Raw genomic sequence first — 23,541 nt, 5'->3', positions numbered from 1 at the left:
TCAGAACCGGTAGTCGAGCGTCGCGAGGAACGTGCGCCCGACGCCCGGCACCGCACGGCCGCCGTCCGACTGGATCAGCGCATCGTAATAGAACTTGTTGGTCAGGTTCAGCAGGTTCAGGCGCAGGTCCCACTGCTTCGCGTGATACGCGGCCGTCGCATCCCAGCGCGTGTAGCCGCCCACCTGCACGTAGTCCGTGTTCGCCGCGTAGCGTCCCGACATGTACGTCGGGCCGCCGCCGATCTCCCAGTGCGGCGTGAACGCATACGTGGTCCACAGCGTGAACGTGTTGCGCGGCGTGTTCGCGAGCGTCTTGCCCTGCGTGCCGTCGCGCGCGCTCAGGATCACGCCGTTCATGTACGTGTAGCTGCCGAACACCTGCCACTTCGGCGTGATGTGGCCCGTCACGCTCGCCTGGAAGCCACGCACGCGAACGTCGCCTTCGAGCAGGTATTCACCCGTCGACGTCTGCGTGCGCGCGTTGCTCTTCTCCTGCTGGAACAGCGCCGACGTGACCGACAGGTTGTCGTTGAGCAGATCCCACTTGCCGCCGACCTCGTACGACTTCGTGTGCTCGGGCGACAGGTTCTGCGTGTTGTTGGTGACCGTCAGCGACTCGAGCGACGGGTTGAACGACGTGCCGTACGAGAAGTAGTACGACTGCGATTCGGTCGGCTGGTAGATCACGCCGGCCCGCACGCTCGTGAAATAGTTCGTCTGCGACGTATAGCCGGGTGCGCTCACCGTGTTCGCGAGATGCGCCTGGAAGCGATCCCAGCGCAGCCCGCCGACGAATTTCCAGTCGCGGCCGATCGACACCGTGTCGTTCAGGTACGCCGCGAGCGTGGTCGCGCCCGACTCGGCGTGGTTGGCCGGCGTCTGCGTCGCGTTGGTTGGCGTCGACGCCAGGTAGGCCGGGTTGATCAGCGACAGGATCGGCAGACCGCTGCGCGTGTACGCCTGGTTCGTGTAGCTGTCGTGGCCGACCTCGACACCGGCGATCAGGTCGTGCTTCACGAAGCCCGTGTCGAACTTGAAATGCGCCATCGTGTCGTTGTCGACCGAATGGTTTTCGATCACGCGGTCGTGGCTCGCGAGCCTCACGTACAGCGCGGACATCGGCAACGACGTGTAGTTGCCGTTCGTCAGCGCGGTGCTCGACGACAGCGGCCCGGTCAGCACCGCGTTCGCGGCCGTCTCGCGCGCATCGGTCATCGAGTGCGAGAACGACGTGCGGTTGCTGATCGTCAGCGCATCGTTGACCCGATGATCGATGCGCGCGGACACGGTCTGCACGTCCTGGATCGTGCGATCGTCGGTGAGGCCATAGAAGGTGTTCTTCGGCACTGGCGCCGGATGGCCGTTGACCGCGAGCACGCCGTAGTCGGGCATGTCGTAGTTGTGCTGGATCAGCGCGGACAGCGTCACCTCGGTCGGCGTGCCGATCCCGAAGCGCAGCTCCGGTGCGATCCCGTAGTCCTTGTTCTTCATCACGTCGCGCGTCGAGCCGAGCGACTGGCCGAACGCGTTGATGCGGAACGCCGAGGTCGCGCCCAGCGGCCGGTTCAGGTCGACGCTCGTGCGGTAGCGGTCGTTGGTGCCGATCGTCGTCGACACCTCGGCCGACGGCTTCAGGTTCGCCTTCTTCGACACCTGGTTGATCACGCCGCCCGTCGAACCGCGCCCGAACAGCATCGACGACGGGCCGTACAGCACCTCGACGGAATCGAGGTCGAACGTGTCGCGGTAGTACTGGTTGCGGTCGCGAAAGCCGTCGAGATAGATGTCGTTCTGCGCGGTGAAGCCGCGCAGGTTGATGTTGTTGCCGATCTGCCCGCCTTCCGCGCCGCCGATCGTGATGCCCGGCGCATTGCGCAGCGCGTCCTGGAACGACGTGAGCCCTTGCGATTCCATCAGCGCCTTGTTGATCACCGTGACCGACTGCGGAATGTCGCGCAACGCGGTCGGGGTTTTCGCGCCGACGCTCGAGCGCTCGGCCTGGAAGTCCTGTTGCACGGCCTGACCCGACACGCTGATCGTCGGCAGCGTATCGCGCGTGGCGGTGGCGGCCGGCGGCGCATCGCCCGGTTTCGCGGCGGCGGCCGGCGACGGTTCGGCGTTCGTGCTCTGAGCGAGTGCGGGCGAAGCGATAGGCAAAGCAAAGGCCAGCGCGAGCGCGCTCGCGAACGGGGTCCTGTTCAGCATGGAAATCCAGTCGGAGTGAAACCGCCCCGCGTGGACACGCGCCGAGGCGCGCGCACGAGGCACGGATGCGATGGCTTGCGGGCCACCGGCAATCAGGCCGACGGCACTAGCTGGCTAGGGTTGACGAGTCACCGGCGGCAGTCGCCGCACCGGTCACGGAAATGAGAATCGGTATCATTCCATGTATTTCTTTTTGTTTCAATTGATAACCGATTCGTCATACGAAAGCACGATGTTTCAGAAAATTACGGAAAGTTATATGTAATTTTTAGAATGGTTTTCCGTAATTTAAATCCGCTATTTCATCGGACGAATGCCGCCTGAGGCCTTGTGCGGCAAGGCATTGACGAAAGAGCCCCTTTTTTCGTTTTCCGGCCTCGTCGAACTGGCTGACGCTTCAGTCCAATCGAAAACGACGGTGGGCCGACGAATTAATCAGACGATTATCCCAGCCGAATTCCGTTTGGCATTTTGAAATGAATTGCAGTGAACGCGGCCGCTCAATGATCGCGCTCCAGCGACTTCATGTTCCGCAACATCGGAAACAGGCGCATCCACGTGAGCGCAACGGCGATCGTCGCCGCGCCGCCGACCACGATCGCCCCCGGCGCGCCCCACCATGCGGCCGTCACGCCCGATTCGAATTCGCCGAGCTGGTTCGACGTGCCGATGAACAACGAGTTGACCGCGCTCACGCGCCCGAGCATGTCGTCGGGCGTACGCAGTTGCACGAGCGACAGGCGCACGACGACGCTCACCACGTCCGACGCGCCCAACGCCGCCAGCGCGATCAGCGACACCGCGAAATGCGTCGACAGCCCGAACACGATCGTCGCGATACCGAATGCGATCACGCCGCCGAACATCGCGCGGCCCGGCCGCCCCTTCAGCGGAAAACGCGTGAGCCACAGCGTCCCCGCGAGCGCACCGACCGCCGGCGCCGCGCGCAACGCGCCGAGCCCCCACGGTCCGACCTGCAGGATGTCGCGTGCGTAGATCGGCAGCAGCGCGGTCGCGCCGCCGAACAGCACCGCGAACAGGTCGAGCGACAGCGCGCCGAGGATCGCCGGCTCGCGCCGGATGAACGCGATGCCCGAGAACACCGAACGCAGCGTGACCGGCTCGCGTGCCGGCGGCGCGCTGCGCAGCGGAATCGTGCCGCTCAGCACCGCTGCGATCGCGAACGCGACCACGCTCGTGCCGAACGCGGCGGGCGCACCGATGCCATACAGCAGCCCGCCGAACGCGGGCCCGAGAATCTGCGCGGCCTGGTTCGCGGACGTCGACAGCGCGGTCGCGCGCGGCAGGTCGCTGCGCGGCACGACGGCCGGCAGCAACGACGACACCGACGGCGATTCGAACGCACGCGCGGTGCCGACGAGCGCCGCGAGCGCATACACGGCCGGTTCGGTGAGGCCGCCTTTCGCCGCGCCGAACAGGAACACGCCGGCGGCCAGCGCCTCGACGCTCTGGCAGATCGTCGCGATGCGCCGGCGATCGTAGCGGTCGGCCACCTGCCCGACGACGAGCGTCAGCGCGAACATCGGCACGAACTGCGCGAGCCCGACGAGACCGAGCGCGAACGCGCTGTGCGTGAGCGAATACACATACCAGCCGATCGCGACCGACAGGATCTGGAACGCCAGCGACGACATCACGCGCGTGCCCCAGAAGCGCTGGAACGGTGCGTGGCGGAACAGGTTGGCGGGTAACGCGGATGGAGTGCTGGAGTCGGGTAACGGGGTGGTCATCGAGGAGGCGTCATCGGAGGGGAGCGGGCGATCGGCGATGCGCGATGCGCGATGCGGCCAAACCGCGATGATATCGCCAACCGCCCCGCGCCGCCCCTGCCGCGCGCGCGCCCCGCGCCGGCGACGCCGCCGCCCGACAAAAAAAAAGCGCGAACCGTGGTTCGCGCCAAAGAGAGACCTCGCTGAAGACGTCGAAAGATCTACCTCATCCCACTCAGAAAGAATGCCGCATCCCGATCCGCACGTCGGCCTGCGTCTGCGTGGTCGACGGCGTGAAGCTGTAGCCGACCACCGCATCGACACCGTGCGACGCGCGCAGGTAATCGCCGGAGATGTACACGTCGGTGCGCTTCGACAGCAGGTAATGCAGGCCGGCCGTGCCCTGGTTCCAGTGGTGGCCTTCGAAGCGCGTGTGCTGGTAGCCCGCGATGAAGCTCAGCGCCGGCGTGAACTGATACAGGCCGCCACCTTCGTACACCTGCATGTGCGACGACTGGCCGAAGCCCTTGATCGTCGTGTACGAGTAGTTCGCGTCGAGCGTCAGCTTGCCGATCGTGTAGCTCGTGCCGACGCCGAACGTGCCCTGGCTGTCGACGTCCATCGCGGTATTCGCGAACAGGTCGGTGCGCGCGCCGGTCGCCGGATCGACGGTGACGGTCTGCTGGCCGAGGAACGTGTGCGTGCCAATCATCGCGTACGGGTCGAACGCATAGATGCCGTTCGGGTTGTTCAGGCGCGTGTATGCGGCGCCGATCGAGAAGTCGCCCTTCGTGTAGCTCGCGCCCGCGCTCCATGCGCTGTTGCGGTGGAAGTTGCCGGCGACGTTGCCGAACGAGTACATCGCGCCGAACTTGAAGCCGCTCAGGTCGTTCGACAGGAATTTGACCGAGTTCGGCAGGCGGTCGCCGTTGAAGCGGTCGAAGTCGCCCTGGTGGATCGCATAGCCGCTGCCCCACGCGGAGATGTTGTAGATCGATACGAGCTCGTTGGTGATGTCGAGCTGGTTGCCGAACGACAGCGTGCCCCAGTCGTTCTGCAGACCGACATAAGCCTGCCGACCGAACTCCGACCCGCCGAAGCCGAGCTGCCCGTTGCCGAGGTGGAAACCGCTCTCGAGCACGAACACGGCCTTCAGGCCGCCGCCGAGATCTTCCGTGCCTTTCAGGCCGAAACGGTTCCCGTATGCGACGCCGTCGTCGAACTTGACCACGTGTGACCCGCCCGTGTTGTTCACATAGGTGATGCCCGCGTCGAGAATCCCGTACAGCGTCACGCTGCTCTGCGCGTGGCCGATGGCGGGAATACAGGCCGCGCATGCAAGCGCGGCGGCTACGGCAACTTTCTTTTGCTTCATTGTCGACCACCCTCCCTGAACCGTTCGATGGAACGAACCGTGGCCTGGCGCGCGCCGCAATACGCCGGCTGATTCGAATTCGGTACGTCTGCTAGCTTCGGTATTTCGTTTTCCGCAATAACGTAGCCATTGGCGAAAAATACAAACCCATATTTCGGGCCACCCGTCTGAAGGCGACACCAAATGGTCTCGATGCGACTGGTCGGGAAAACACGGAGACGGGCGGCGCGGCAAAAACCGGCCGCCCGGAGGCCGGTCAGCGGGCGTCGAGCGCCGCGCGCACGGCCGGCAGCGCCGGCGTGCCGGATGCGGTCGTCACGCCGTCCAGCCAGCCCTCGACGAGCGCCGGGTCGGCCTTCAGCACGTGTTGCGCCGCGAGCGCGGGCGAGGTCTTGTGGTCGAGCATGTCGGCGATGATCCGGTTCTCGACGTCGACGGAGAACGTCATCTGCCGGAACAGGCGCGCGAGGTTCGCGCACTGGCCGGCAAAGCCCGGACGCGTGACCGTGTTGACCGTCGCGCCGCCGTAGTTCGGACCGAAATACGCGTCGCCGCCCGACAGGTAGGTCAGGTGGAACTTGGTGTTCATCAGATGCGGCTCCCACGCGAGAAACACGATCCAGCGCTTGTCGCGCACCGCACGCTCGACCTGCGTGAGCATGCCCGTCTCGCTCGATTCGACGAGCGACCAGTTCGCCGGGCCGAGCGCATGGTCGGACAGCATCCGCTTGATGTTCTGGTTCGCGGGCGCGCCGGGCTCGATCCCGTAGATCTTGTCACCGAAGCGGTCGGCATAGCGCGCGAGATCGGCGAACGTGTGCACGCCCGCGGCCGCGACGTAATCCGGCACGGCCAGCGTGAACTTCGCACCGCTCAGGTTCGCGTGCAGCACGTCGATCGACTTCTCGTCGACGAACGGCTTCACGAGCGGCGCCTGCGCGGGCATCCAGTTGCCGAGGAACACGTCCACCTGCCCTTTCTTCAAGCCCTGGTACGTGATCGGCACCGACAGGTTCGCGACGTCCTGCCGGTAGCCGAGCGCCTTCAGCACGACGCCGGCCATCGCGTTGGTCGCGTCGATGTCCGTCCAGCCGGGCGCCGCCATCTTCACGTCGCGACACGTCTGCGGATCGGCCGCGTGCGCGGGCTGCGTCGCCAGCACGCATGCGGCCACGGCGAGCGCCGTGCCGAGCTTGCGGATTACTGCATGGGATTGCCGTTTCATGGTGCGTCTCCTTCGTCGTTCGTCAATGATCGTGTGCGGATCGTTCAGCGCCCGACGCGCGGAAAGCGCGCCATCGCTTCGAGCGTATCGAGTTCGATGTGATTGCGCATGTAGCGCTGGCTCGCATCGGTGAACGGCTGCCAGTCCCACGCCTGGATGCGGCCCTGCGTCGTCGCCGCGTAATGGAAGCGGCGCCGCCGCTGGCTCGCGCGCACCTGCGCGTCGAGTTCCGGCAGGTTCCAGCGCTGCGCTGCCTCCGCGCGGAACGCGGCGAGCACGTCGGCGGCTTCGGGCAGGCCGGCCAGGTTCGTGCGCTCGCGCGGATCGTCGGCGAGGTGGTAGAGCTGGTCGGGGTCGGCCGGGCAATGCACGTACTTCCAGTCGCCGCGGCGGATCATCACGACCGGCGCGACCGCCCCTTCCGCGAGGTATTCGCCCAGTGCGACGTCGTGCGCGGGCGCACCTTGCAGATGCGGCACGAGGCTCGCGCCGTCGACCGGGTCCGGCCATCCGGGGTCCGGCCAGCCGCCGGCGGGCGCCGCACCGGTCAGGTCGACGAGCGTCGGCAGCAGGTCGAGGTGCGACACGGGCCCGCGCACGCGCGCGGCGTCGAAGCGGCCCGGCGCGTGGACGATCAGCGGCACGCGGCAGCCGCCTTCGAAGAACGTCATCTTGTACCAGAGCCCGCGCTCGCCGAGCATATCGCCGTGGTCGGACGTGACGATCACGATCGTATCGTCGGCGAACCCGCATTGCTCGAGCGCGGCCAGCACGCTGCCGAACTGCGCGTCGACGTACGACGTCGCGCCGTAGTATGCGCGGCGCGCGGCGCGGATCTGCGCGTCGGTCGGCGGCGTGCGATCGTTTTCGCAGACGAAGCGCAGCCGCTGCGAATGCGGATCGCTCTGCTCCGCATCGAGCCGCACGGCCGGCATGTCGATCTCGTCGTCGCTGTACAGATCCCAGTATTCGCGCGTGATCGCGTACGGATCGTGCGGATGGGTCAGCGACACGACCATGCAGAATGGCCGCGCGTCGTGCCCGGCCGCGCGCTCGCGCGCGACGTCGTACAGCTTCTGCTTGGCCGCGAACGTGACCTCGTCGTCGAAGTCGAGCTGGTTGGTGCGCACGCACGGGCCGGCCTCGAGCACCGAGCTCATGTTGTGATACCAGCTCGGCCGCTCGGTCGGGTGATCCCAGTCGGGTACCCAGCCGAAGTCGGCCGGATAGATGTCGGTCGTGAGCCGCTCCTCGAAACCGTGCAGCTGGTCGGGTCCGCAGAAATGCATCTTGCCGGACAGCATCGTGCGGTAGCCGCCCGCGCGCAGGTAGTGCGCGAACGTCAGCGTTTGCGCCGGCAATTCGGCGGCGTTATCGTAGGCGCCGATACCCGACGGCAGCTTGCCGGTCAGCAGCGAGAAGCGCGACGGCGCGCACAGCGGGCTCGCGCAATACGCGGCGTCGAACACCACGCCTTGCGCGGCGAGACGGTCGAGCGTCGGCGTGCGCGCGACGCGGTTGCCATAGGCCGGCAGCGCGAACGGCGTCAGCTGGTCGGCCATCAGGATCAGGATGTTGGGAGTCGGGTTCGTCATCGCGGTCGTGGGGAAATCGGTGTTCGAACGGAACGGCGCGACGCTCGTGCGGCGACGCAGCCGGCATGACGGACGCGGCTTGCAGAAAGTCCCGCGCGCACCGGCCGCGACTGGCTAGAATCGCGGAAGGGCCGGCGCGGCGCCGTGCCGTCCAAAGCACTATCCCCCGCCCGAATTCGGGCGGGAAGGTGGCCGGCCCTTATGGGGCCATTAGAGAGACTTATGTCGAAATCCGAAGCGTTACCGTCGATGCAGGCGCTGCGCGCGTTCGAATCGGCCGCCCGTCTCCAGAGCTTCACGGCCGCCGCGCGCGAGCTCGGCTCGACGCAGCCGGCCGTGAGCCAGCAGGTATTTCAGCTCGAGGCGGAGCTCGGCGTGCCGCTGTTCGAGCGCAGCCCGCGCGGCGTCACGCTGACGAGCGACGGCCAGTGCCTGTACGAAGCCGTACGGGTAAGTCTCGACACGCTGCGCGGCGCCACCGCGACGCTGCGCGCGCGCCGCGAGCACGGCGCGCTCACGATCGTCACGGATTTCGGCTTCGCGACCTACTGGCTGATGCCGCGCCTCGCGGGCCTGAAGCACGTGATGCCGGACGTCGACGTGCGGGTCGTCACGTCACAGGATTACGACGCGCAGCGCGACCACGCCGACATCGCGATCCTGTTCGGCGACGGTCACTGGCCGTCGTGCACGGCCGCCCGGCTCTTTCCCGAATCCGTCACGCCCGTCTGCTCGCCCGCGTTCCGCGCCGCGCACCCGGACGTCGCGCGGCCCGACCACCTGCACGCGCTGCCGCTGCTGCACGTGCAGCCGACGCGCCCCGAGCGCTGGCTGTCGTGGGCCGGCTGGTTCGATGCGCACGGCCTCGACGCGCCGGCCGCCGCGCGTGGCGTGACCTTCAACAGCTACGCGCTGGTGATCCATGCGGCGCTCCTCGGCGAGGGCGTCGCGCTCGGCTGGTCGCCGCTCGTCGACGAGCTCGTCGCGTCCGGGCAGCTCGTGAAGCTCGTCGACGCGCCCGTCGTGACGTCGCGCGGCTATTTTCTCGTGCGGCCGCCGCAGCGGCCCGAGACGGACGCGACCCACGTGTTCCGGCGCTGGCTGCTCGACGCGTGCGCGTGCGCGTGACGGGCTGCTGCCTGACCACCCATCCACCCACCGCCCCACCCGGCCACGCTGGCGTGCCGATACCAGCCACACGGCGGGTTGGTTCTATCCGCGCCCAAATCGTCCTGATTTACTTGAGTCTCCCGCTACCCGCTAGCGTGGCGCCCGGTGCGCCGCCGCACGGATTTGCGCCCCAAGACATCCGAGGAACCTCATGACCGCCGACTCACGCCCCGATCAATTCGTCCTGACGCTGTCGTGCCCGAGCGCGGCCGGCCAGGTCGCCGCCGTCGTCGGCTTTCTCGAGCGCCATCGCTGCTATGTCGATGCGTTGAACGTGTTCGACGACGATCTCAGCAACCACTTCTTCGTGCGCTGCGTGTTTCATCCGACGGATGAGACGCTGCAGATCGACGCGCTGCGCCAGGAGTTCGGGCCGATCGCGGCCGAGCTCGGCGGCCGCGATGGCGACACGCAGTGGGCGATCCACGACGTGAACGCGCGCCCGAAGGTGCTGATCATGGTGTCGAAGCTCGAGCACTGCCTCGCGGACCTGCTGTTCCGCTGGCGGATGGGCGAGCTGAAGATGGACATCGTCGGCATCGTGTCGAACCATCCCGACTTCGAGCCGCTCGCCGCGCAGCACGGCCTGCCGTTCCGCCATTTTCCGATCACGCCCGACACGAAGGCGCAGCAGGAGGCGCAGTGGCTCGACTTCCTCGAGTCGAGCGGCGCCGAACTGGTGATCCTCGCGCGTTACATGCAGGTGCTGTCGCAGGAAACGAGCGCGAAGCTCGCGAACCGCGCGATCAACATCCACCACTCGTTCCTGCCCGGCTTCAAGGGCGCGAAACCGTATCACCAGGCGCATGCGCGCGGCGTGAAGCTGATCGGCGCGACCGCGCACTTCGTGACCGACGATCTCGACGAAGGCCCGATCATCGAGCAGGTGGTCGAACGTGTCGATCACGCGCTGCGCCCGGAGCAACTGCTGGCGGTCGGTCGCGACGTCGAATCCATCACGCTCGCGCGCGCGGTGAAGGCGTTCATCGAGCGCCGCGTGTTCCTGAACGGCGATCGGACGGTGGTGTTTCCGTAAGCGCGTCGCGGGCCTGGCGCCGTGTTCGTCGGGCGGCGAGCAAATAAAAAAACGACCGGCACCTGCCGGTCGTTTTTTTATCGCCTGGCGTTCGACGCGTCGCGCGGGCGCGTCAGCCCCTTACTTCACCCACGCAAAGTGATACGACAGCCAGATCGTGAGCCCCGCGCCGAGCAACGCCGCATACGGCATCAGGCTCAGCCACATCGCGCGCTTCGGCACTTCGAGTTCCATGTCGCGCTGCATCTGCGCGGGGAAGCGGCCGCGATCCTGCCAGTAGTGGCGGAACAGGAACACCGGCACGATCAGCAGCATCGCGATCAGCCCGTTGCGCAGCGTGCCTTCGCCCTGCAGGTTCGCGCCCGCGCCGACATAGACGAGGTTCGCGTAGCCGCAAATCGAACCGGCGACGAGCAGCCAGGTCGGGCAGCGGAACGGCCGATCCCAGTTGGCGCGATCCATCCGGTGGATCCAGCCCGACTGAAGGTTCAGGAATACGAACAGCATGTAGCAGACGTTCGAGATCGACAGCACCGTCATGTAGTCCGACATCATCAGCAACACGAGGTTGAAGCCGAGATCGGTCCACATCGCGCGCGTGGGCGATCCGTGCTCGTTCACGTGCGACAGGTACTTCGGCAGCCAGCCGTCGACCGATGCCTGATACAGCGTGCGCGACGAGCCCATCATCGACGTCATCACGATCAGCAGGATCGACAGCATCAGCATCACGACGACCGCATTCGCGACCCACGCGCCGCCGCCGACGATCCGCGCCATCGCGGCCGCGACACCGGTGCCGTCGCCGATCGCGGGATCGAGCATCGCCTGCGTGCCGAGCGCGCCCTGGAACGCCATCGGCACGAGCGTCATCACGACGAGACACAGCGCGCCCGACCAGAAGATCGCCTTCGCGGTGTCGCGACGCGGATCGCGGAATTCGCGCGTGTAGCAGACGGCCGTCTCGAAGCCGTACGACGCCCAGCCGGCCATGAACATCGCGCCGAGCGCCATCGTCACGCCCTGCCCGTTCCACGAGCCGAACGTCGCGGTCGTGAGGTTGCCGTGCGCGTCGTGACCGAGCGGCAGCAGTGGGAGCAGGTTCGACATCGGCACGTCGCCGGTGACGAACGGCACGATGCCGACGATCAGCAGCGGCGTGAGCGATGCAATGCCGAGAATGCGCTGCGTGCGCGCAGCCTTCGACGCGCCGCTGTGCTGAAGCTTGAACGTGATGAGAAGCAGGATCGTCGCGATGATGAACGTCGCGTTGATTCGCAGGGAAAGACCCGGCTTGATGAAACCGAGATCCGCGATCCTGAGTTGCCAGTGCAACACCGCCGCGTCGGCGGGAAAGAGACTCGTGAGCGCATAGCTTGCTGCGAGGCCGCAGCCGAGCGCGAGCATCGGCGACCACGCGAGCCAGTTGCACCACACGGACACCGGGGCAATCAGCTTGCTGTAACGGACCCAGCCGATCGCGCCATACACGGACGCGCCGCCCGATTTATGGGGAAATAGCCCGGATATTTCCGCATAAGTCGCGCTTTGAATCAGCCCCATCGTGATCGCGGCGATCCAGATCGCCCACGCGGGCTGGCCGATCGTCGCGCATACGCCGCCGATCGTGAACAGCACGCCTGCCGGCACGCCGCTCGTTACCCAGAATGCGTCTTTCCAAGTCAGGCCACGATGCAGCGTGTGGCCCGTCGAATCATGTGAGATGGTTGCCTCAACGTCACTGGTGCGATTAGCACGCAGTCCTGCCTGACTCATCCATTGCCTCCTGAGATGACTCCGCACAAGGGCCGTAGTGTAACAACTTACGCCGTTTCTTGCAGAATCAGTAAAAGAATTCCGGGATATGGCCGCGAGGAATCACGATTGTTTCGGATTCCTGCATGCCATTCCCGGCGTATTTTTTATAGTGATGCGCGCAATGAAGCGTCGCGTGTTACTGGGTGCCTTCGGTCCACGAATTCACGCGGTCCGCATGGGCTGCGATCCACGCATCGGCGGCCGCTTCCGGCTTCGAGCCGTTCTGGATCGCAAGCATTACGCTGTCGATCTCGCCCGGTTTCCACTGGAATTTCTTCAGGAACGCGACGACCGGCTTGGCCTTCGTTTCGAGCTGCGGATTCACGACGCTGTCGACGTGCTCCGCGCCGCCGAATACCTTCTTCGGATCCTCGAGGAAGCGCAGCTTCCACTTCGCGAACATCCAGTGCGGCGCCCAGCCGGTCACGATCACCGGCTTGTTCGCACTGACGGAGCGCGACAGCTCGGCCGTCATCGCGCTGCCCGAACTCGGCATCAGCGTGTAGCTCAGCCCGTAGTTCTTGATCGCTTCGTCGGTCTTGCGCATCACGCCCGCACCGGCATCGATGCCGACGATGCGGCCGCCGAAGCTGCTCTTCTCGGCGTTCAGATCCTCGATGCTCTTCGCCTTCACGTAATCCGGGACAATCAGGCCGATCTTCGCGTCGGGAAAGTTCGCGCCGACGTCGACGACCTTGCTCTTGTATTCGCTCCAGTACGAGCCGTGCGTGACCGGCAGCCAGGCCGACAGCGTCGCGTCGAGATCGCCGCGCGCGACGCCCTGCCACATGATCCCGGCAGCGACCGGCACGAGCTTCACCTCGTAGCCGAGCTTCTTCTCGATCACGCGGGCCGCGACATTCGACGTCGCCACACTGTCGTCCCAGCCTTCGACGTAGCCGATTTTCAGTGTCGGCTTCGTATCCGCAAGTGCTGACGCGCTCAGCGCCACCATGGCCGACACCGCGCCCGTCCACAACAGTTTTCCGAACAGCTTCATGGTCGATCTCCTTGATATGCGCTCACCGCGCGTTGCCTCTCTAGGTTCTTCAACCACAAATCCGCGGTATCGTTCTTTTCCGACGGATGCTTGTCCGGACGCGACGCGCCCGGACAGCCAATGGCTTGTTTGCTTATTTGTCGATCACGAGATCCGACAGCGGCTTGCTGCAGCACAGCAGCACCATCCCCTGGTCGATCTCGCGCTGGCGGATGCCGCCGTTGTGCTTCATCTCCACCTGCCCCGACACGAGCTTCACCTTGCAGGTGCCGCACATGCCCTGCGTGCACGACGCCGGAAGCCGCACGCCCGACTGGCGTGCCGCGTCGAGCACGTGCTGCCCGGAGCCGCACGAGATTTCGCGGTTGCTCTTCGCGAAGCTGACCGTGTACTGCTTCGTCGCGACGTCGGCGCCGTCGGCCAACGGCACGAGTTCGGCGAGCACCTCGTCGCTCGCGGTCTGCGCGAGCGTTTCGAACGAGAAGCTTTCCTCGTGATACTGCTTGCGGTCGAAGCCGGCTTCGTCGAGCAGGTCGCGCACGGCCTTCATGTACGGCGCGGGGCCGCACGTGAAGATCTCGCGCTCCATGAAGTCCGGTGCGATCAGCTTCAGCAGCGGCAACGTCAGGAAGCCCGTGACGCCCGGCCAGTTGGTACGTGCCCCGACGCGCTCGACGACGAACGACGTGCGGAAGTTCGTATGGTTCGACGCGATCAGGTCGAGCTCGCGCGCGAAGATGATGTCGTCCGGCGTGCGTGCGCTGTGCACGAACAGGATGTCGCGATCCTCGGCGAGATCATGGTGCGCGCGGCTCATCGACATCAGCGGCGTGACGCCCGAGCCGGCCGACAGGAAAAGATACTTGCGCGCCGGATGCCGTGCGCACGTGAATTCGCCGGCCGGGCCGAGCACGCGAACCGACGCGCCCGGGCGCAGGTTGTCGTGCAGCCAGTTCGACACCTTGCCGCCCGGCACACGCTTGACCGTGATCGAGATCGTATGCGGACGCGCCGGCGACGACGAGATCGTATAGCAGCGGTTGATCGTCTCGCCTTCGATATCGAGCTCGAGCGTGATGAACTGCCCCGGCTCGAACGAAAACGCACGGCCTTGCGGCGAACGGAAGAAGAAGCTCTTCACGTCATGGGTTTCCTGCCGAACCTGGCAGCACACCAGCGTTTCCTCGACGTCGCTCGTCCAGCGCTCCGGCAGCGCGGTCCAGAATGCCGGGTGCGTCACCCGGCTTTCCGCCGGCTCGAAATTGGCTGCATCTCGCATCATGCCAACCTCCGCCGGGCCGCCCCAAGGAGGTTGACCGCCCCCTCGGGGGGCAGCGAGCAAAGTGAGCGTTGGGGTTGTTTCATCATTGACTCCGCTTGCTGTCCGCTGACTACTACGCGCCGGTTTTTTCGGCGAGCCGGCCGATGTACCAGGCCGAGAATTTTTCGACGAGACCTTCCGTGAACGGCGAATACGGGCCCGGCTCGTACGCGCTGCTGGTCGCGCCACGCTGCGAGAATTCGACGAGCGCGCGATCCTGGTCGTTGGTCGCGTTCCACACGGCCGTCAGGTTCTTCACGTCGTAGTCGATGCCTTCCTTCGCGTCCTTGTGCACGAGCCACTTGGTGCGCACGAGCGTCTTGCCGGCCGACAGCGGAATCACCGAGAACGTCACGATGTGATCGCTCATGAAGTGGTGCCACGAGTTCGGCTGCGTCCAGAACGACAGGCCGCCGAGGTCGGCCTGGTCGAACTTGCCGAGCAGCTTCTTCGACGCAACCTTCGCGTCGAGCGTCTGCGATTCGCCGTGGCGGTCGAGCGGCAGGCGCTGCGTGCGGAAGCCCGTCACGTCGCTCAGCTTTTCGATTTCGGCGGACGGCAGGCCCATCTCGGCCCACTCCTTGCCGCGGCGCACGCAGGTTTCAGCGAACGCGTCCATGCCTTCGGCGTTCGCGTCGGAGCGCTGGTAGCCGAAGCCGTATTCGTACAGCGAGATCGTCAGCTCCGGATGGTTCGCGACGCAGTGATAGCACTCGCGGTTGTTCTCCATCGTGAGCTTCCAGTTGCCTTCCTCGATGATGTCGACCTGAGCGGCGATCTTCGTGTTCGGCAGATCGTGCGGCAGCAGGTACGGCTCCATCTCGGCGCGCAGCTGCGCGAAATCGACCGGCGGCTCCTCAGCGAGGCAGACGAAGATCAGCCCCGCGAGGTTCTGCACGTGCACCGACTTCAGGCTGTGCTTGCAGCGGTCGAACTTCTCGCCCATGTGCTCGGCGAACATCAGCTGGCCGGTCAGGTTGTAGGTCCAGCTGTGGTACGGGCACACGATGTTGCCGACCGAGCCTTTGTCTTCGTTGCACAGGCGCGCGCCGCGGTGACGGCACACGTTGTGGAACGCACGAATTTCCATGTCGTCGTCGCGCACGATCAGGATCGAGTCGCTGCCCAGTTCCACGGTCACGTAGTCGCCCGGCTCCGGAATGTCCGGTTCGACCGCTACCTGGATCCAGTGCTGGCGGAAAATCGCCTCCATGTCGAGGGCGAAGATTTCCTCGCTCGTATAGAACGGCGCCTCGAGGCTGTGGCCTTCCTTGCGTCGCGCGATCAGTGCACGAATGTCTGCCGATACTTTCATCGTTTGCTCCGGATTCCTTGCATCCCTGGGGTTCTTGCCGACAGGCACCAAATTCAGTAGTCGATGAGCTGATGCTCGCGCAAATACGCGAGTATCACTTGTGCTTTTTCGACTGAACTCCCTTCATTTACGACGTTGCCGCCGCGGCTTTCGGTCGTCGTCGCGGACAGCATCCGCGCATGCCCGGAGCGCTTCTCGGCGGCGACCAGTTTTACGGGTTTACGCTCGATCGCGCCGACCTTCCAAGCGGCCGCATCGGCGTCCGCGCCGGTCGCCGTGAGCAGCGGGCGGATCGCGCCGGCCCGCAGCCGCGCATACGCGTAGCGCGGCTCCACGTTGGCGAGCGGATGCACCGCGACGACGGCCGGCAGCGCCGCGTCGACGCGCCGCCGCAGCCCCTTCGGCAAGAATTGCCGGACCGCCGCGCGGCCGCCGTCGACCGTCACGTCGACGGCCGAGCCGACGAGCGGATAGCCGAGCGTCGCGGCGACGCGATACGGCAGCATGCCGGTGTCGTACGCGCCTTCCGCACGGGTGCCGGTCAGCACGAGGTCGTACCCTTCGACGCGGGCGGCGAGCGCATGCGCGGCATCGTCGCCGTCGCGGCAGGCGAGCACCTCGACCTGCCGCGCGCCGAGCGCAAGGTATTCGGCAAGCGCTTCATTGGCGGGGTCGCCCGCATGGATCACGTCGAGCTGGGCCCGATGTTTCTCCGCGAGCTGGCGGCCAACCTCGAGCGCGGCCGCGTCGTTGCGGCTGTAGCGCGCGGTGCCGCTGACCGGGTGCCGGCCCACGGACACGAGCACCGCGATGCGTTGCAACTGGCGAGGGGCGTTCATGCTGCGACTCCTTCGGATTCACGGGCGCCGACCGCGGTCGGCGATTGTCCGCGCGACGCACGCGCGGCCTGCACCTCTTCGATCAGCGCGGCGATGGTCGCCTGCGCGTCGCCCACCACCGTGAGGTTCGCGCGCTTGGCGATCGGCGCACTGCCGTCGAGGTTGACCGCGATCACGTGACGGCAGTCCTTGATCCCTTGCAAGTGCTGCACCGCGCCCGAGATGCCGAACGCGATGTACACGCTGGCCTCGACCGTCTTGCCGGTCGCGCCCACCTGCTTGTCGCGCGTGAAGTGGCCGTTGTCGACCGCGACGCGGCTCGCGCCGATCGCCGCGCCGAACGCGCCGGCGAGCCGCTCGAACGCGCCGATGTCGGACACGCCGTTACCGGCCGACACGATGAAGTCGGCTTCCTCCAGCGCGACCTGCGCGGCGTCGATTTCCTCGAGGCCGAGATCGCGGTACGGCTGCGCCGTGTCGCCGGCCGGGCGGATGAAGTCGGCGGCCAGGCGATCGCCCGCGCCGACGAACGGCAGCTTCGCTTCGACCGCGTTCTGCGCGAGCAGAATCACGTCGGGCAAGCCGCGCGTCGCGAACGCACGGCCGGCCTGCGCATACGCGCCGACATGCTTCGCGTCGATCTCGACCACGTGGGTCGCGACGCTCGCGCCGGCGGCCGCCGCGTAACGCCGGCCGAGATCGCCGTCGCCGGTCGCGTTGTCGGGCACGAACACGTGCTTCGGCGCGAGCGCCGCGGCGCAGGCCTGCAATGCTTGCAATTCGCTTTCGGGCGCGAATGCGCGGCGGTCGAAGTCGGGCAGCTCGATCAGCTTGTCGACACCGAGTTCCGCGGCGTCATCCTTCAGTTCGCCGAACGCCAGCAGCGCGACTTCCGTTTGCGCGTCGGCCAGCACCGCGGCGGCGGCGATCGCCTGGCGCGAATGGTCGTCGAGCGCGCCGCGCTCGGTGTGCGCCACCACCAGCATCACGTGCTTCGGGTCCTGCACCGCGCGGCGCGGCTTCGCGGCCGCGGCGCCGTGACCGTGCGCGGACCACTGCGCGGCGCTCGCATCGGCGCTGCCTTCCTGGCCGAGCGTGATGCGCTTCAGGCCCGCGGCCGTGATGATGAACGGCCGGCGCGGATCGATTCGTTTGATCGTGTTCATCGATTCACTCCAGCGAGGCGGCAACGAGTTCGGCCACGTCGAGCACGTCGGGGCGCGGGCCCACGACGCCTTCGAGCATCGCCGTGCAGTTCGGGCAACCGACCGCGACCACGTCCGCGCCGATGGCGCGCGCGTCGGCGATGCGGATGTCCGGAATACGCTGCTTGCCGGGGATGTCGGTCAGCGGCGCACCGCCGCCACCGCCGCAGCAGCGACCGCGCATGCCGTTGCGCTCCATCTCGACGACCTGGATGCCGATCGTCTTCAACAGCTTGCGCGGCGATTCCGTCTCGCCGTTGTAGCGGCCGAGGTAGCACGGATCGTGATACGTGGTGCGCTTCTCGCGCAGCGCCTCGACGGCCTTCGGCGCGATCTTGCCGCTCTCGGCCAGCTCTGCGAGGTAGGTCGTGTGATGCTTGACCGTCACGCGCAGCCCGAGCGCGCGGTATTCGTTGCGCAGGCTGTGCATCACGTGCGGGTCGGCCGTCACGATCTGCTTGTACGACAGCGTGCCGAGCGTGCCGATCAGGCGCTTCGCCATCTGCTGGAACGTCGCTTCGTCGCCGAGGCGCCGTGCGACGTCGCCGGTATCGGTCTCGGTCCCGCCGAGCACCGCGTAGTCGACGCCAGCCTTGTTCAGCACCTTCACGAACGCGCGCAGCGTACGCTGGTAACGCATGTCGAACGCGCCTTCACCCGCGACGAACAGCACGTCGACCGGCTTGCCCGGTTGCGCGACGGGTGCGCTCAGGTCGACCGACCAGTCGTAGCGCGCGGCTGCGTCGTAACCGCCCATCGTGCCGGTCTCGCGCAGGTTCGCGAGCACTTCCTGGCCCTTGCCCGGCACCGTGCCGTGCACCAGCGTGCGGTTACGGCGCATGTCGACGATCGCGTCGACGTGCTCGATCAGCATCGGGCATTCCTGCACGCATGCGCGGCAGGTCGTGCACGACCACAGCGTCTGCTCCTCGATCAGGCCGGACACGATCGGGCCGTTCGGCTCGCCGCGATGCTGGCCGACCGCGAGGCCCGGCGTCGGGCTGCCCGCGTAGGCCGCATCGGTGCCGCCCGCCATCCCGACGACGAGATCCTGGATCAGCTTCTTCGGGTTCAACGGCTGGCCCGCGGCGAACGCAGGGCACGCAGCTTCGCACTTGCCGCACTGCACGCATGCGTCGAAGCTCAGCAGCTGGTTCCAGCGGAATTCGACCGGCTTCGCGACGCCGTATTCCTCGTGCTCGATGTCCGGCAGCTTCAGCGCGGTCGGCGGCGTTGCCGTGCCGTTGCCCGTGAACGAGTCGCGGGTAGCCGCGAAACGCTCCTGGCGCGGGTGGAACGCGAGGTGCAGCAGGCCGGCGATCGCATGCTTCATCGGGCCGCCCTTCGCGGCGCCGATGGTCATCGTGAATGCGCCGGCGCCGATCAGCAGCGCGCAGAGCACCGCGAACGCCCCCGACATCGCGCCGGTCGGCACGACCATGAACAGCACGAGGCCGAGCGCGAACGAGCCGAGCAGCCAGGGCAGCGCGTTCCACGGGCCGCGCGACAGGCGGGCCGGCACGTTCTTCGCCGCGCGGCGGCGCCAGACGAACACCACGCCGACGAGCATCGCGAGCGCCGCGAGGAAGATCAGCTTGTCGAGCCACGGCGAGTAGATCGCGAGGCCGTAGTTGACGAACACCAGCGCGAGCGCACCGATCGCGCCGCCGGCGGTCGCGACGTGGGTCTTCGCGATGTACGGGTCGCGGGCGACCACGTGGTGCAGGTCGACGAAGTAGCGCTTCGGGATCGCGAACAGGTTCGCGACGCCGAACGAGCCGGGCGCCGTGGCCCGGCCGAGACGCCAGTAGGACGAGCGCTTCGCGACCGCGAACGCGAGCCCCGCCACCGACAGCCACAACAGTGCGGTAATGAGGAAGGACGGATTCATTTTCAGAAATCCTTCACGAGACGCAGCGAGTCATAGATCGCGCCGTGGACGTTGTGCATCGAGATGCAGTCGCCGACACGGAACAGCAGGAAGCGGCCGTTGCCGAGTTCTTCCGACAGGCACGGCTGCGGCTCGGCCGCGAACAGCGTGTGCGGATCGATCTGGCCGCGGTTCACCGACTCCGGCTTGAGCTTCCAGTACAGCTCGTCGTTCGGCGACGAACCGTTCTCGATCACCACCTGGTCGACCGCGCGCTCTTCCAGTTCCTCGGTGTACTCGTTGCGCAGCACGGCGATCTTCTTGCCGTCCTCCTCGTACACGCGATCGAGCATGGTGTTCGGCGTCGGGATCACGCCGAGCGCATACAGGCGGCGATAGAAGATCGGGAACGTCGTGCCGCCGCAATCGTCGGCCACCTTCACGTCAGGGGTGACGACCTCGACCTTCGAGCCGCGGCTCGCCATGAAGTCGGCGACGCCCGCGCCCGCATGGGTGCTCACGCCGTCGAACAGCAGCACGTTCTCCTTCGGCTCGACCTTGCCGGTCAGGATGTCCCACGAGCTGACGGCCAGGCCTTCGGCCACGCCCCACGCCGGCACCTGCCACGTGAAGCTCGAACCGCCCGTGGCGAGCACGACGATGTCCGGCTTCTCGGCCATGATCATCTTCTCGTCGGCGGCGACGCCGAGGCGGCGATCGACGCCCAGGCGCTTGGTTTCCATGTCGAACCAGCGGATGATCCCCGACATCTGTTCGCGCTGCGGCGCCTTCGCGGCGATCATCACCTGGCCGCCCACTTCGGCGTTCTTCTCGAACAGCACCACGTCGTGGCCGCGCAGCTTCGCGACACGTGCGGCCTCGAGCCCCGCGGGGCCCGCGCCGACCACCACCACCTTGCGCTTCGGGCCGCGCGACTTCTCGATGACGTGCGGCATCGTCGCTTCGCGCGACGTCGCGGCGTTCTGGATGCACAGCACGTCGAGGCCGTTGTACTGGCGGTCGATGCAGTAGTTCGCGCCGACGCACTGCTTGATTTCGTCTTCGCGGCCATCGCGGATCTTGATCACCATGTGCGGATCGGCGATCTGCGCGCGCGTCATGCCGACCAGGTCGATCATGCCGTTGGCGAGCAGGCGTTCGGCCTGGCCCGCGTCGCGGATGCTCTGCGCGTGCATCACGGGGATCTTCACCACCGACTTGATGCCGGCCGCGAGGTGCACGAACGGCTCCGGCGGCAGCGCCATCGGCGGCATGCAGTTGGCGATCGTGTTGTGCGTATCGCCGCCCGAGCCGACCACGCTCAGGTAGTCGATCAGGCCCGTCTCCGACATCGCCTGCGCGATTTCCTTCAGCGCTTCGTGATCGAGGCCGTCCTCGTGGAATTCGTCGCCGCACATCCGCAGGCCGACGCAGAAGTCCTTGCCCACCGCTTCGCGCACGGCCGTCAGCACTTCGATGCCGAAGCGCAGGCGGTTCTCGAGGCTGCCGCCCCATTCATCGGTGCGATGGTTCGAACGCTGGCTCCAGAACTGGTCGATCAGGTGCTGGTGCGCGGCGGAGATTTCGATGCCGTCCATGCCGGCCGCCTTCACGCGCTTTGCCGCCGCCGCGAAGTCGCCGATGATGCGGCGGATTTCCTCGATCTCGATGATCTTCGCGTTGCCGCGGTGCACCGGCTCGCGCACGCCCGACGGCGACATCAGGTGCGGCCAGTGCTCGCCGTGGAACGACGAGCGGCGGCCCATGTGCGTCGCCTGGATCATGATCTTCGCACCATGCTTGTGCATGGTGTCGGCCAGGCGCGTGAGCGGGTCGATGATCTTGTCGTTCGACAGGTTCACCGACTTCCACCAGCCCTGCGGGCTGTCGATCGACACGGGGCTCGAGCCGCCGCAGATCGCGAGGCCGACGCCACCCTTCGCCTTCTCTTCGTAGTAACGGATGTAGCGGTCGCCCGGCAGGCCGCCCGGCTCGGCATACACCTCCGCGTGGGCGGTGCTGACGATCCGGTTGCGCAGCGTCAACTGGTTCAGCTGCATGGGTTTGAACAGGTGGGGATAACGCATCGCAGGCGACCTCTGGCGTTCGAATGTCTCGTGTTGCGGGTGTTGTTGTGTTGCTGTGTCGGATCGTCAGCGCGTCAGTGCGCGAGCGGCGACACTTCGAAGACGCAGTGGTCGTGATGCTCGGCCGCACACTGCACTTCCTTCGACTGCGCACGCGGCGCGCCCTTGCCTTCCGGCGTCGTGTCGTTGACCCAGTCCATCGCGCCGGCGAACCAGCCCGCGAACATGTAGCAGAGCTTGCCTTCCTTGCCCGGCTGCTGGAGCACGAACGACGAGTGGCGCAGCTCGATCTTCGCGCGCGCGCTGGCCGGATCCGCCTCGATGATCGAGAACAGGCCCCAGCCGCGTTGCGACAGGCGCTTCAGGTAGTGCTCGAACACGGCCATGCCGGTCAGCCCGTGCAGCTTCGCTTCCTTGTCGCACCAGTGGTATGCGGACTTGTAGCCGGCCTTGTAGAGGATCTCGGCATACGCGTCGACGCCGAGCGCTTCCTCGACGGCGACGTGATTGTTCGTGAAGAAGTGGCGCGGCACGTACAGCATCGGCAGCGCGTCGGTGGTCCAGACGCCGGTATCGGGATCGACGTTGATCGGCAGTTGCGGTTGCATCGTGGTGACTCCGTGAGGAAAATTGGCCGCGCGGCTCAGGCGCGACATCGTCCGCGTGCCCGCGCGAATTGCACGGGCACGTCCCGATTTTTCTTGTGTTGAATCGCGGGTGGCGGTTCGGGCGGGCGGACGCTTACGCGCCCCACACGTCCTTGAACACGCGTACCCAGTTCTCGCCCATGATCTTGCGGATGCGCGACTCCTTCCAGCCGTGGCGTTCCATCGCCGCGGTCAGGTTCGGGAATTCGCCGATCGTGCGGATGCCGTCCGGGTTGATCACCTTGCCGAAGTTCGTCAGCTGGCGATAGCGGCCCTTGTCATGCGTCAGCATGTCGAAGAATTCCTTCGCGAAATCCTGCGTGAAGTCCGTGCCGATGCCGACCGCGTCTTCGCCGATCAGGTTCACGACGTAGTCGATCGCCTCGATGTAGTCGTCGATGTTCGCCTCGATCCCGCGCTTCAGGAACGGCGCGAACATCGTCACGCCGACAAAGCCGCCGGCGTCGGCGATTTCCTTCAGCTGCGCGTCGCTCTTGTTGCGCGGATGTTCCTTCAGGCCCGACGGCAGGCAGTGCGAGTAGCACACCGGCTTCTTCGAGAACGCGATCGCTTCCGACGACGTGTTGCCGCCCACATGCGACAGGTCGACCATGATGCCGACGCGGTTCATCTCGGTGATCACTTCGCGGCCGAAGTCCGACAGGCCGCCGTCACGCTCGTAGCAGCCGGTGCCGACCAGGTTCTGCGTGTTGTAGCAAAGCTGCACGACGCGCACGCCCATGTCGGCGAACGCCTCGATGTAGCCGAGGTTGTCCTCGAACGCGTGCGCGTTCTGGAAGCCGAGAATGATCCCGGTCTTGCCTTCCTTCTTCGCGCGGAAGATGTCGTCCGTGGTACGCACGAGCGTCAGCAGCTCGCTGTTCTCGCGGATCTTCTGCTTCATCACGCCGATGTTGTCGACGGTCTTGGTGAAGTTCTCCCACACCGATACCGTGCAGTTCGCGGCCGTGATGCCGCCACGGCGCATGTCTTCGAACACCGGCTTCTCGAACTTCGAGATGTTCAGTCCGTCGATGATGATGCTGTCCTGATGCAGCGTGCTCATATCTGCCTCTCGCTCCAGTCTTGCTTTTGTGGGGGTC

The 23,541-nt window shown here is 66.3% G+C and carries 17 protein-coding genes; 2 read left to right on the top strand and 15 right to left on the bottom strand.

The features are described 5' to 3' along the window. From SB771_RS16155 to betC, 5 genes are all read right to left on the bottom strand, one after another. A complete protein-coding gene (locus SB771_RS16155) occupies positions 1 to 2,205 on the bottom strand; it encodes a TonB-dependent receptor (RefSeq protein ID WP_175658820.1) in 2,205 nt (734 codons plus the stop codon). A gap of 500 nt (positions 2,206 to 2,705) precedes the next feature. Then, positions 2,706 to 3,956, bottom strand: coding sequence for an MFS transporter (locus tag SB771_RS16150; RefSeq protein WP_175658819.1), 1,251 nt, complete (start codon positions 3,954 to 3,956; stop codon positions 2,706 to 2,708). 214 nt (positions 3,957 to 4,170) lie between these two features. Further along, positions 4,171 to 5,310: a porin gene (locus SB771_RS16145; RefSeq protein ID WP_006749535.1), complete on the bottom strand. Its 1,140-nt coding sequence runs from the start codon at positions 5,308 to 5,310 to the stop codon at positions 4,171 to 4,173. 256 nt (positions 5,311 to 5,566) lie between these two features. Then, a complete protein-coding gene (gene choX / locus SB771_RS16140; RefSeq protein ID WP_175658818.1) occupies positions 5,567 to 6,535 on the bottom strand; it encodes a choline ABC transporter substrate-binding protein in 969 nt (322 codons plus the stop codon). A 44-nt stretch (positions 6,536 to 6,579) separates the two neighbouring features. Continuing rightward, positions 6,580 to 8,130 carry a choline-sulfatase gene (gene betC / locus SB771_RS16135; protein ID WP_175658817.1) on the bottom strand — a complete coding sequence of 517 codons (1,551 nt, stop codon included), beginning with the start codon at positions 8,128 to 8,130 and terminating at the stop codon, positions 6,580 to 6,582. A 201-nt stretch (positions 8,131 to 8,331) separates the two neighbouring features. Between betC and SB771_RS16130 the strand changes: the two genes are divergently transcribed. Then, positions 8,332 to 9,258 (top strand): choline sulfate utilization transcriptional regulator, encoded by a 927-nt coding sequence (locus SB771_RS16130; protein ID WP_011659459.1) that lies wholly within the window; start codon positions 8,332 to 8,334, stop codon positions 9,256 to 9,258. Positions 9,259 to 9,451: 193 nt separating this feature from the next. Beyond that, positions 9,452 to 10,336 carry a formyltetrahydrofolate deformylase gene (gene purU, locus SB771_RS16125; protein WP_006749539.1) on the top strand — a complete coding sequence of 295 codons (885 nt, stop codon included), beginning with the start codon at positions 9,452 to 9,454 and terminating at the stop codon, positions 10,334 to 10,336. Positions 10,337 to 10,456: 120 nt separating this feature from the next. Here the strand turns inward: purU and SB771_RS16120 are convergent, their stop codons facing one another. The 10 genes from SB771_RS16120 to SB771_RS16075 all read right to left on the bottom strand — a co-directional run bounded on the left by SB771_RS16120 (position 10,457) and on the right by SB771_RS16075 (position 23,504). Then, positions 10,457 to 12,112, bottom strand: a complete 1,656-nt coding sequence (locus SB771_RS16120) for an APC family permease (protein WP_175658816.1) — start codon at positions 12,110 to 12,112, stop codon at positions 10,457 to 10,459. A gap of 178 nt (positions 12,113 to 12,290) precedes the next feature. After that, on the bottom strand, positions 12,291 to 13,154 hold the full coding sequence (locus SB771_RS16115) for a glycine betaine ABC transporter substrate-binding protein (RefSeq protein ID WP_006749541.1): 864 nt from the start codon (positions 13,152 to 13,154) through the stop codon (positions 12,291 to 12,293). Positions 13,155 to 13,287: 133 nt separating this feature from the next. After that, a complete protein-coding gene (locus SB771_RS16110) occupies positions 13,288 to 14,436 on the bottom strand; it encodes a hybrid-cluster NAD(P)-dependent oxidoreductase (protein WP_105831824.1) in 1,149 nt (382 codons plus the stop codon). A gap of 112 nt (positions 14,437 to 14,548) precedes the next feature. Beyond that, on the bottom strand, positions 14,549 to 15,790 hold the full coding sequence (locus SB771_RS16105) for an aromatic ring-hydroxylating oxygenase subunit alpha (RefSeq protein ID WP_011659463.1): 1,242 nt from the start codon (positions 15,788 to 15,790) through the stop codon (positions 14,549 to 14,551). Between the two features lie 53 nt (positions 15,791 to 15,843). Then, entirely contained in the window at positions 15,844 to 16,629 is a 786-nt protein-coding gene (locus SB771_RS16100) for an electron transfer flavoprotein subunit beta/FixA family protein (protein WP_011659464.1), read from the bottom strand. Continuing rightward, the gene (locus tag SB771_RS16095) at positions 16,626 to 17,795 is read right to left on the bottom strand and encodes an electron transfer flavoprotein subunit alpha/FixB family protein (RefSeq protein ID WP_105831825.1); all 1,170 of its coding nucleotides are present in this window, start codon (positions 17,793 to 17,795) and stop codon (positions 16,626 to 16,628) included. The genes SB771_RS16100 and SB771_RS16095 overlap by 4 nt, the downstream gene beginning before the upstream one ends. Positions 17,796 to 17,799: 4 nt before the next feature. After that, the gene (locus SB771_RS16090; RefSeq protein ID WP_175658815.1) at positions 17,800 to 19,725 is read right to left on the bottom strand and encodes a (Fe-S)-binding protein; all 1,926 of its coding nucleotides are present in this window, start codon (positions 19,723 to 19,725) and stop codon (positions 17,800 to 17,802) included. Between the two features lie 2 nt (positions 19,726 to 19,727). Next, a complete protein-coding gene (locus SB771_RS16085) occupies positions 19,728 to 21,791 on the bottom strand; it encodes an NADH:flavin oxidoreductase (RefSeq protein ID WP_175658814.1) in 2,064 nt (687 codons plus the stop codon). 74 nt (positions 21,792 to 21,865) lie between these two features. Beyond that, the gene (locus SB771_RS16080) at positions 21,866 to 22,399 is read right to left on the bottom strand and encodes a DUF5943 domain-containing protein (protein ID WP_011659468.1); all 534 of its coding nucleotides are present in this window, start codon (positions 22,397 to 22,399) and stop codon (positions 21,866 to 21,868) included. 133 nt (positions 22,400 to 22,532) lie between these two features. Next, on the bottom strand, positions 22,533 to 23,504 hold the full coding sequence (locus SB771_RS16075) for a dipeptidase (protein WP_006749549.1): 972 nt from the start codon (positions 23,502 to 23,504) through the stop codon (positions 22,533 to 22,535). Positions 23,505 to 23,541: the final 37 nt, after the last annotated feature.

This window comes from Burkholderia sp. SIMBA_051, assembly GCF_046534915.1.
In the GTDB taxonomy this organism is placed as follows: domain Bacteria; phylum Pseudomonadota; class Gammaproteobacteria; order Burkholderiales; family Burkholderiaceae; genus Burkholderia; species Burkholderia ambifaria.
Note: the sequence above shows the minus strand (reverse complement) of the source record. Positions and strands in the feature narration are given on the sequence as shown.

What these genes read in the sequence shown, in the direction of transcription:
- SB771_RS16155 (WP_175658820.1), bottom strand. Translation starts at nt 2,205, where the DNA reads ATGCTGAACAGGACCCCGTTCGCGAGCGCGCTCGCGCTGGCCTTTGCT.
- SB771_RS16150 (WP_175658819.1), bottom strand. Translation starts at nt 3,956, where the DNA reads ATGACCACCCCGTTACCCGACTCCAGCACTCCATCCGCGTTACCCGCC.
- SB771_RS16145 (WP_006749535.1), bottom strand. Translation starts at nt 5,310, where the DNA reads ATGAAGCAAAAGAAAGTTGCCGTAGCCGCCGCGCTTGCATGCGCGGCC.
- choX (WP_175658818.1), bottom strand. Translation starts at nt 6,535, where the DNA reads ATGAAACGGCAATCCCATGCAGTAATCCGCAAGCTCGGCACGGCGCTC.
- betC (WP_175658817.1), bottom strand. Translation starts at nt 8,130, where the DNA reads ATGACGAACCCGACTCCCAACATCCTGATCCTGATGGCCGACCAGCTG.
- SB771_RS16130 (WP_011659459.1), top strand. Translation starts at nt 8,332, where the DNA reads ATGGGGCCATTAGAGAGACTTATGTCGAAATCCGAAGCGTTACCGTCG.
- purU (WP_006749539.1), top strand. Translation starts at nt 9,452, where the DNA reads ATGACCGCCGACTCACGCCCCGATCAATTCGTCCTGACGCTGTCGTGC.
- SB771_RS16120 (WP_175658816.1), bottom strand. Translation starts at nt 12,112, where the DNA reads ATGAGTCAGGCAGGACTGCGTGCTAATCGCACCAGTGACGTTGAGGCA.
- SB771_RS16115 (WP_006749541.1), bottom strand. Translation starts at nt 13,154, where the DNA reads ATGAAGCTGTTCGGAAAACTGTTGTGGACGGGCGCGGTGTCGGCCATG.
- SB771_RS16110 (WP_105831824.1), bottom strand. Translation starts at nt 14,436, where the DNA reads ATGATGCGAGATGCAGCCAATTTCGAGCCGGCGGAAAGCCGGGTGACG.
- SB771_RS16105 (WP_011659463.1), bottom strand. Translation starts at nt 15,790, where the DNA reads ATGAAAGTATCGGCAGACATTCGTGCACTGATCGCGCGACGCAAGGAA.
- SB771_RS16100 (WP_011659464.1), bottom strand. Translation starts at nt 16,629, where the DNA reads ATGAACGCCCCTCGCCAGTTGCAACGCATCGCGGTGCTCGTGTCCGTG.
- SB771_RS16095 (WP_105831825.1), bottom strand. Translation starts at nt 17,795, where the DNA reads ATGAACACGATCAAACGAATCGATCCGCGCCGGCCGTTCATCATCACG.
- SB771_RS16090 (WP_175658815.1), bottom strand. Translation starts at nt 19,725, where the DNA reads ATGAATCCGTCCTTCCTCATTACCGCACTGTTGTGGCTGTCGGTGGCG.
- SB771_RS16085 (WP_175658814.1), bottom strand. Translation starts at nt 21,791, where the DNA reads ATGCGTTATCCCCACCTGTTCAAACCCATGCAGCTGAACCAGTTGACG.
- SB771_RS16080 (WP_011659468.1), bottom strand. Translation starts at nt 22,399, where the DNA reads ATGCAACCGCAACTGCCGATCAACGTCGATCCCGATACCGGCGTCTGG.
- SB771_RS16075 (WP_006749549.1), bottom strand. Translation starts at nt 23,504, where the DNA reads ATGAGCACGCTGCATCAGGACAGCATCATCATCGACGGACTGAACATC.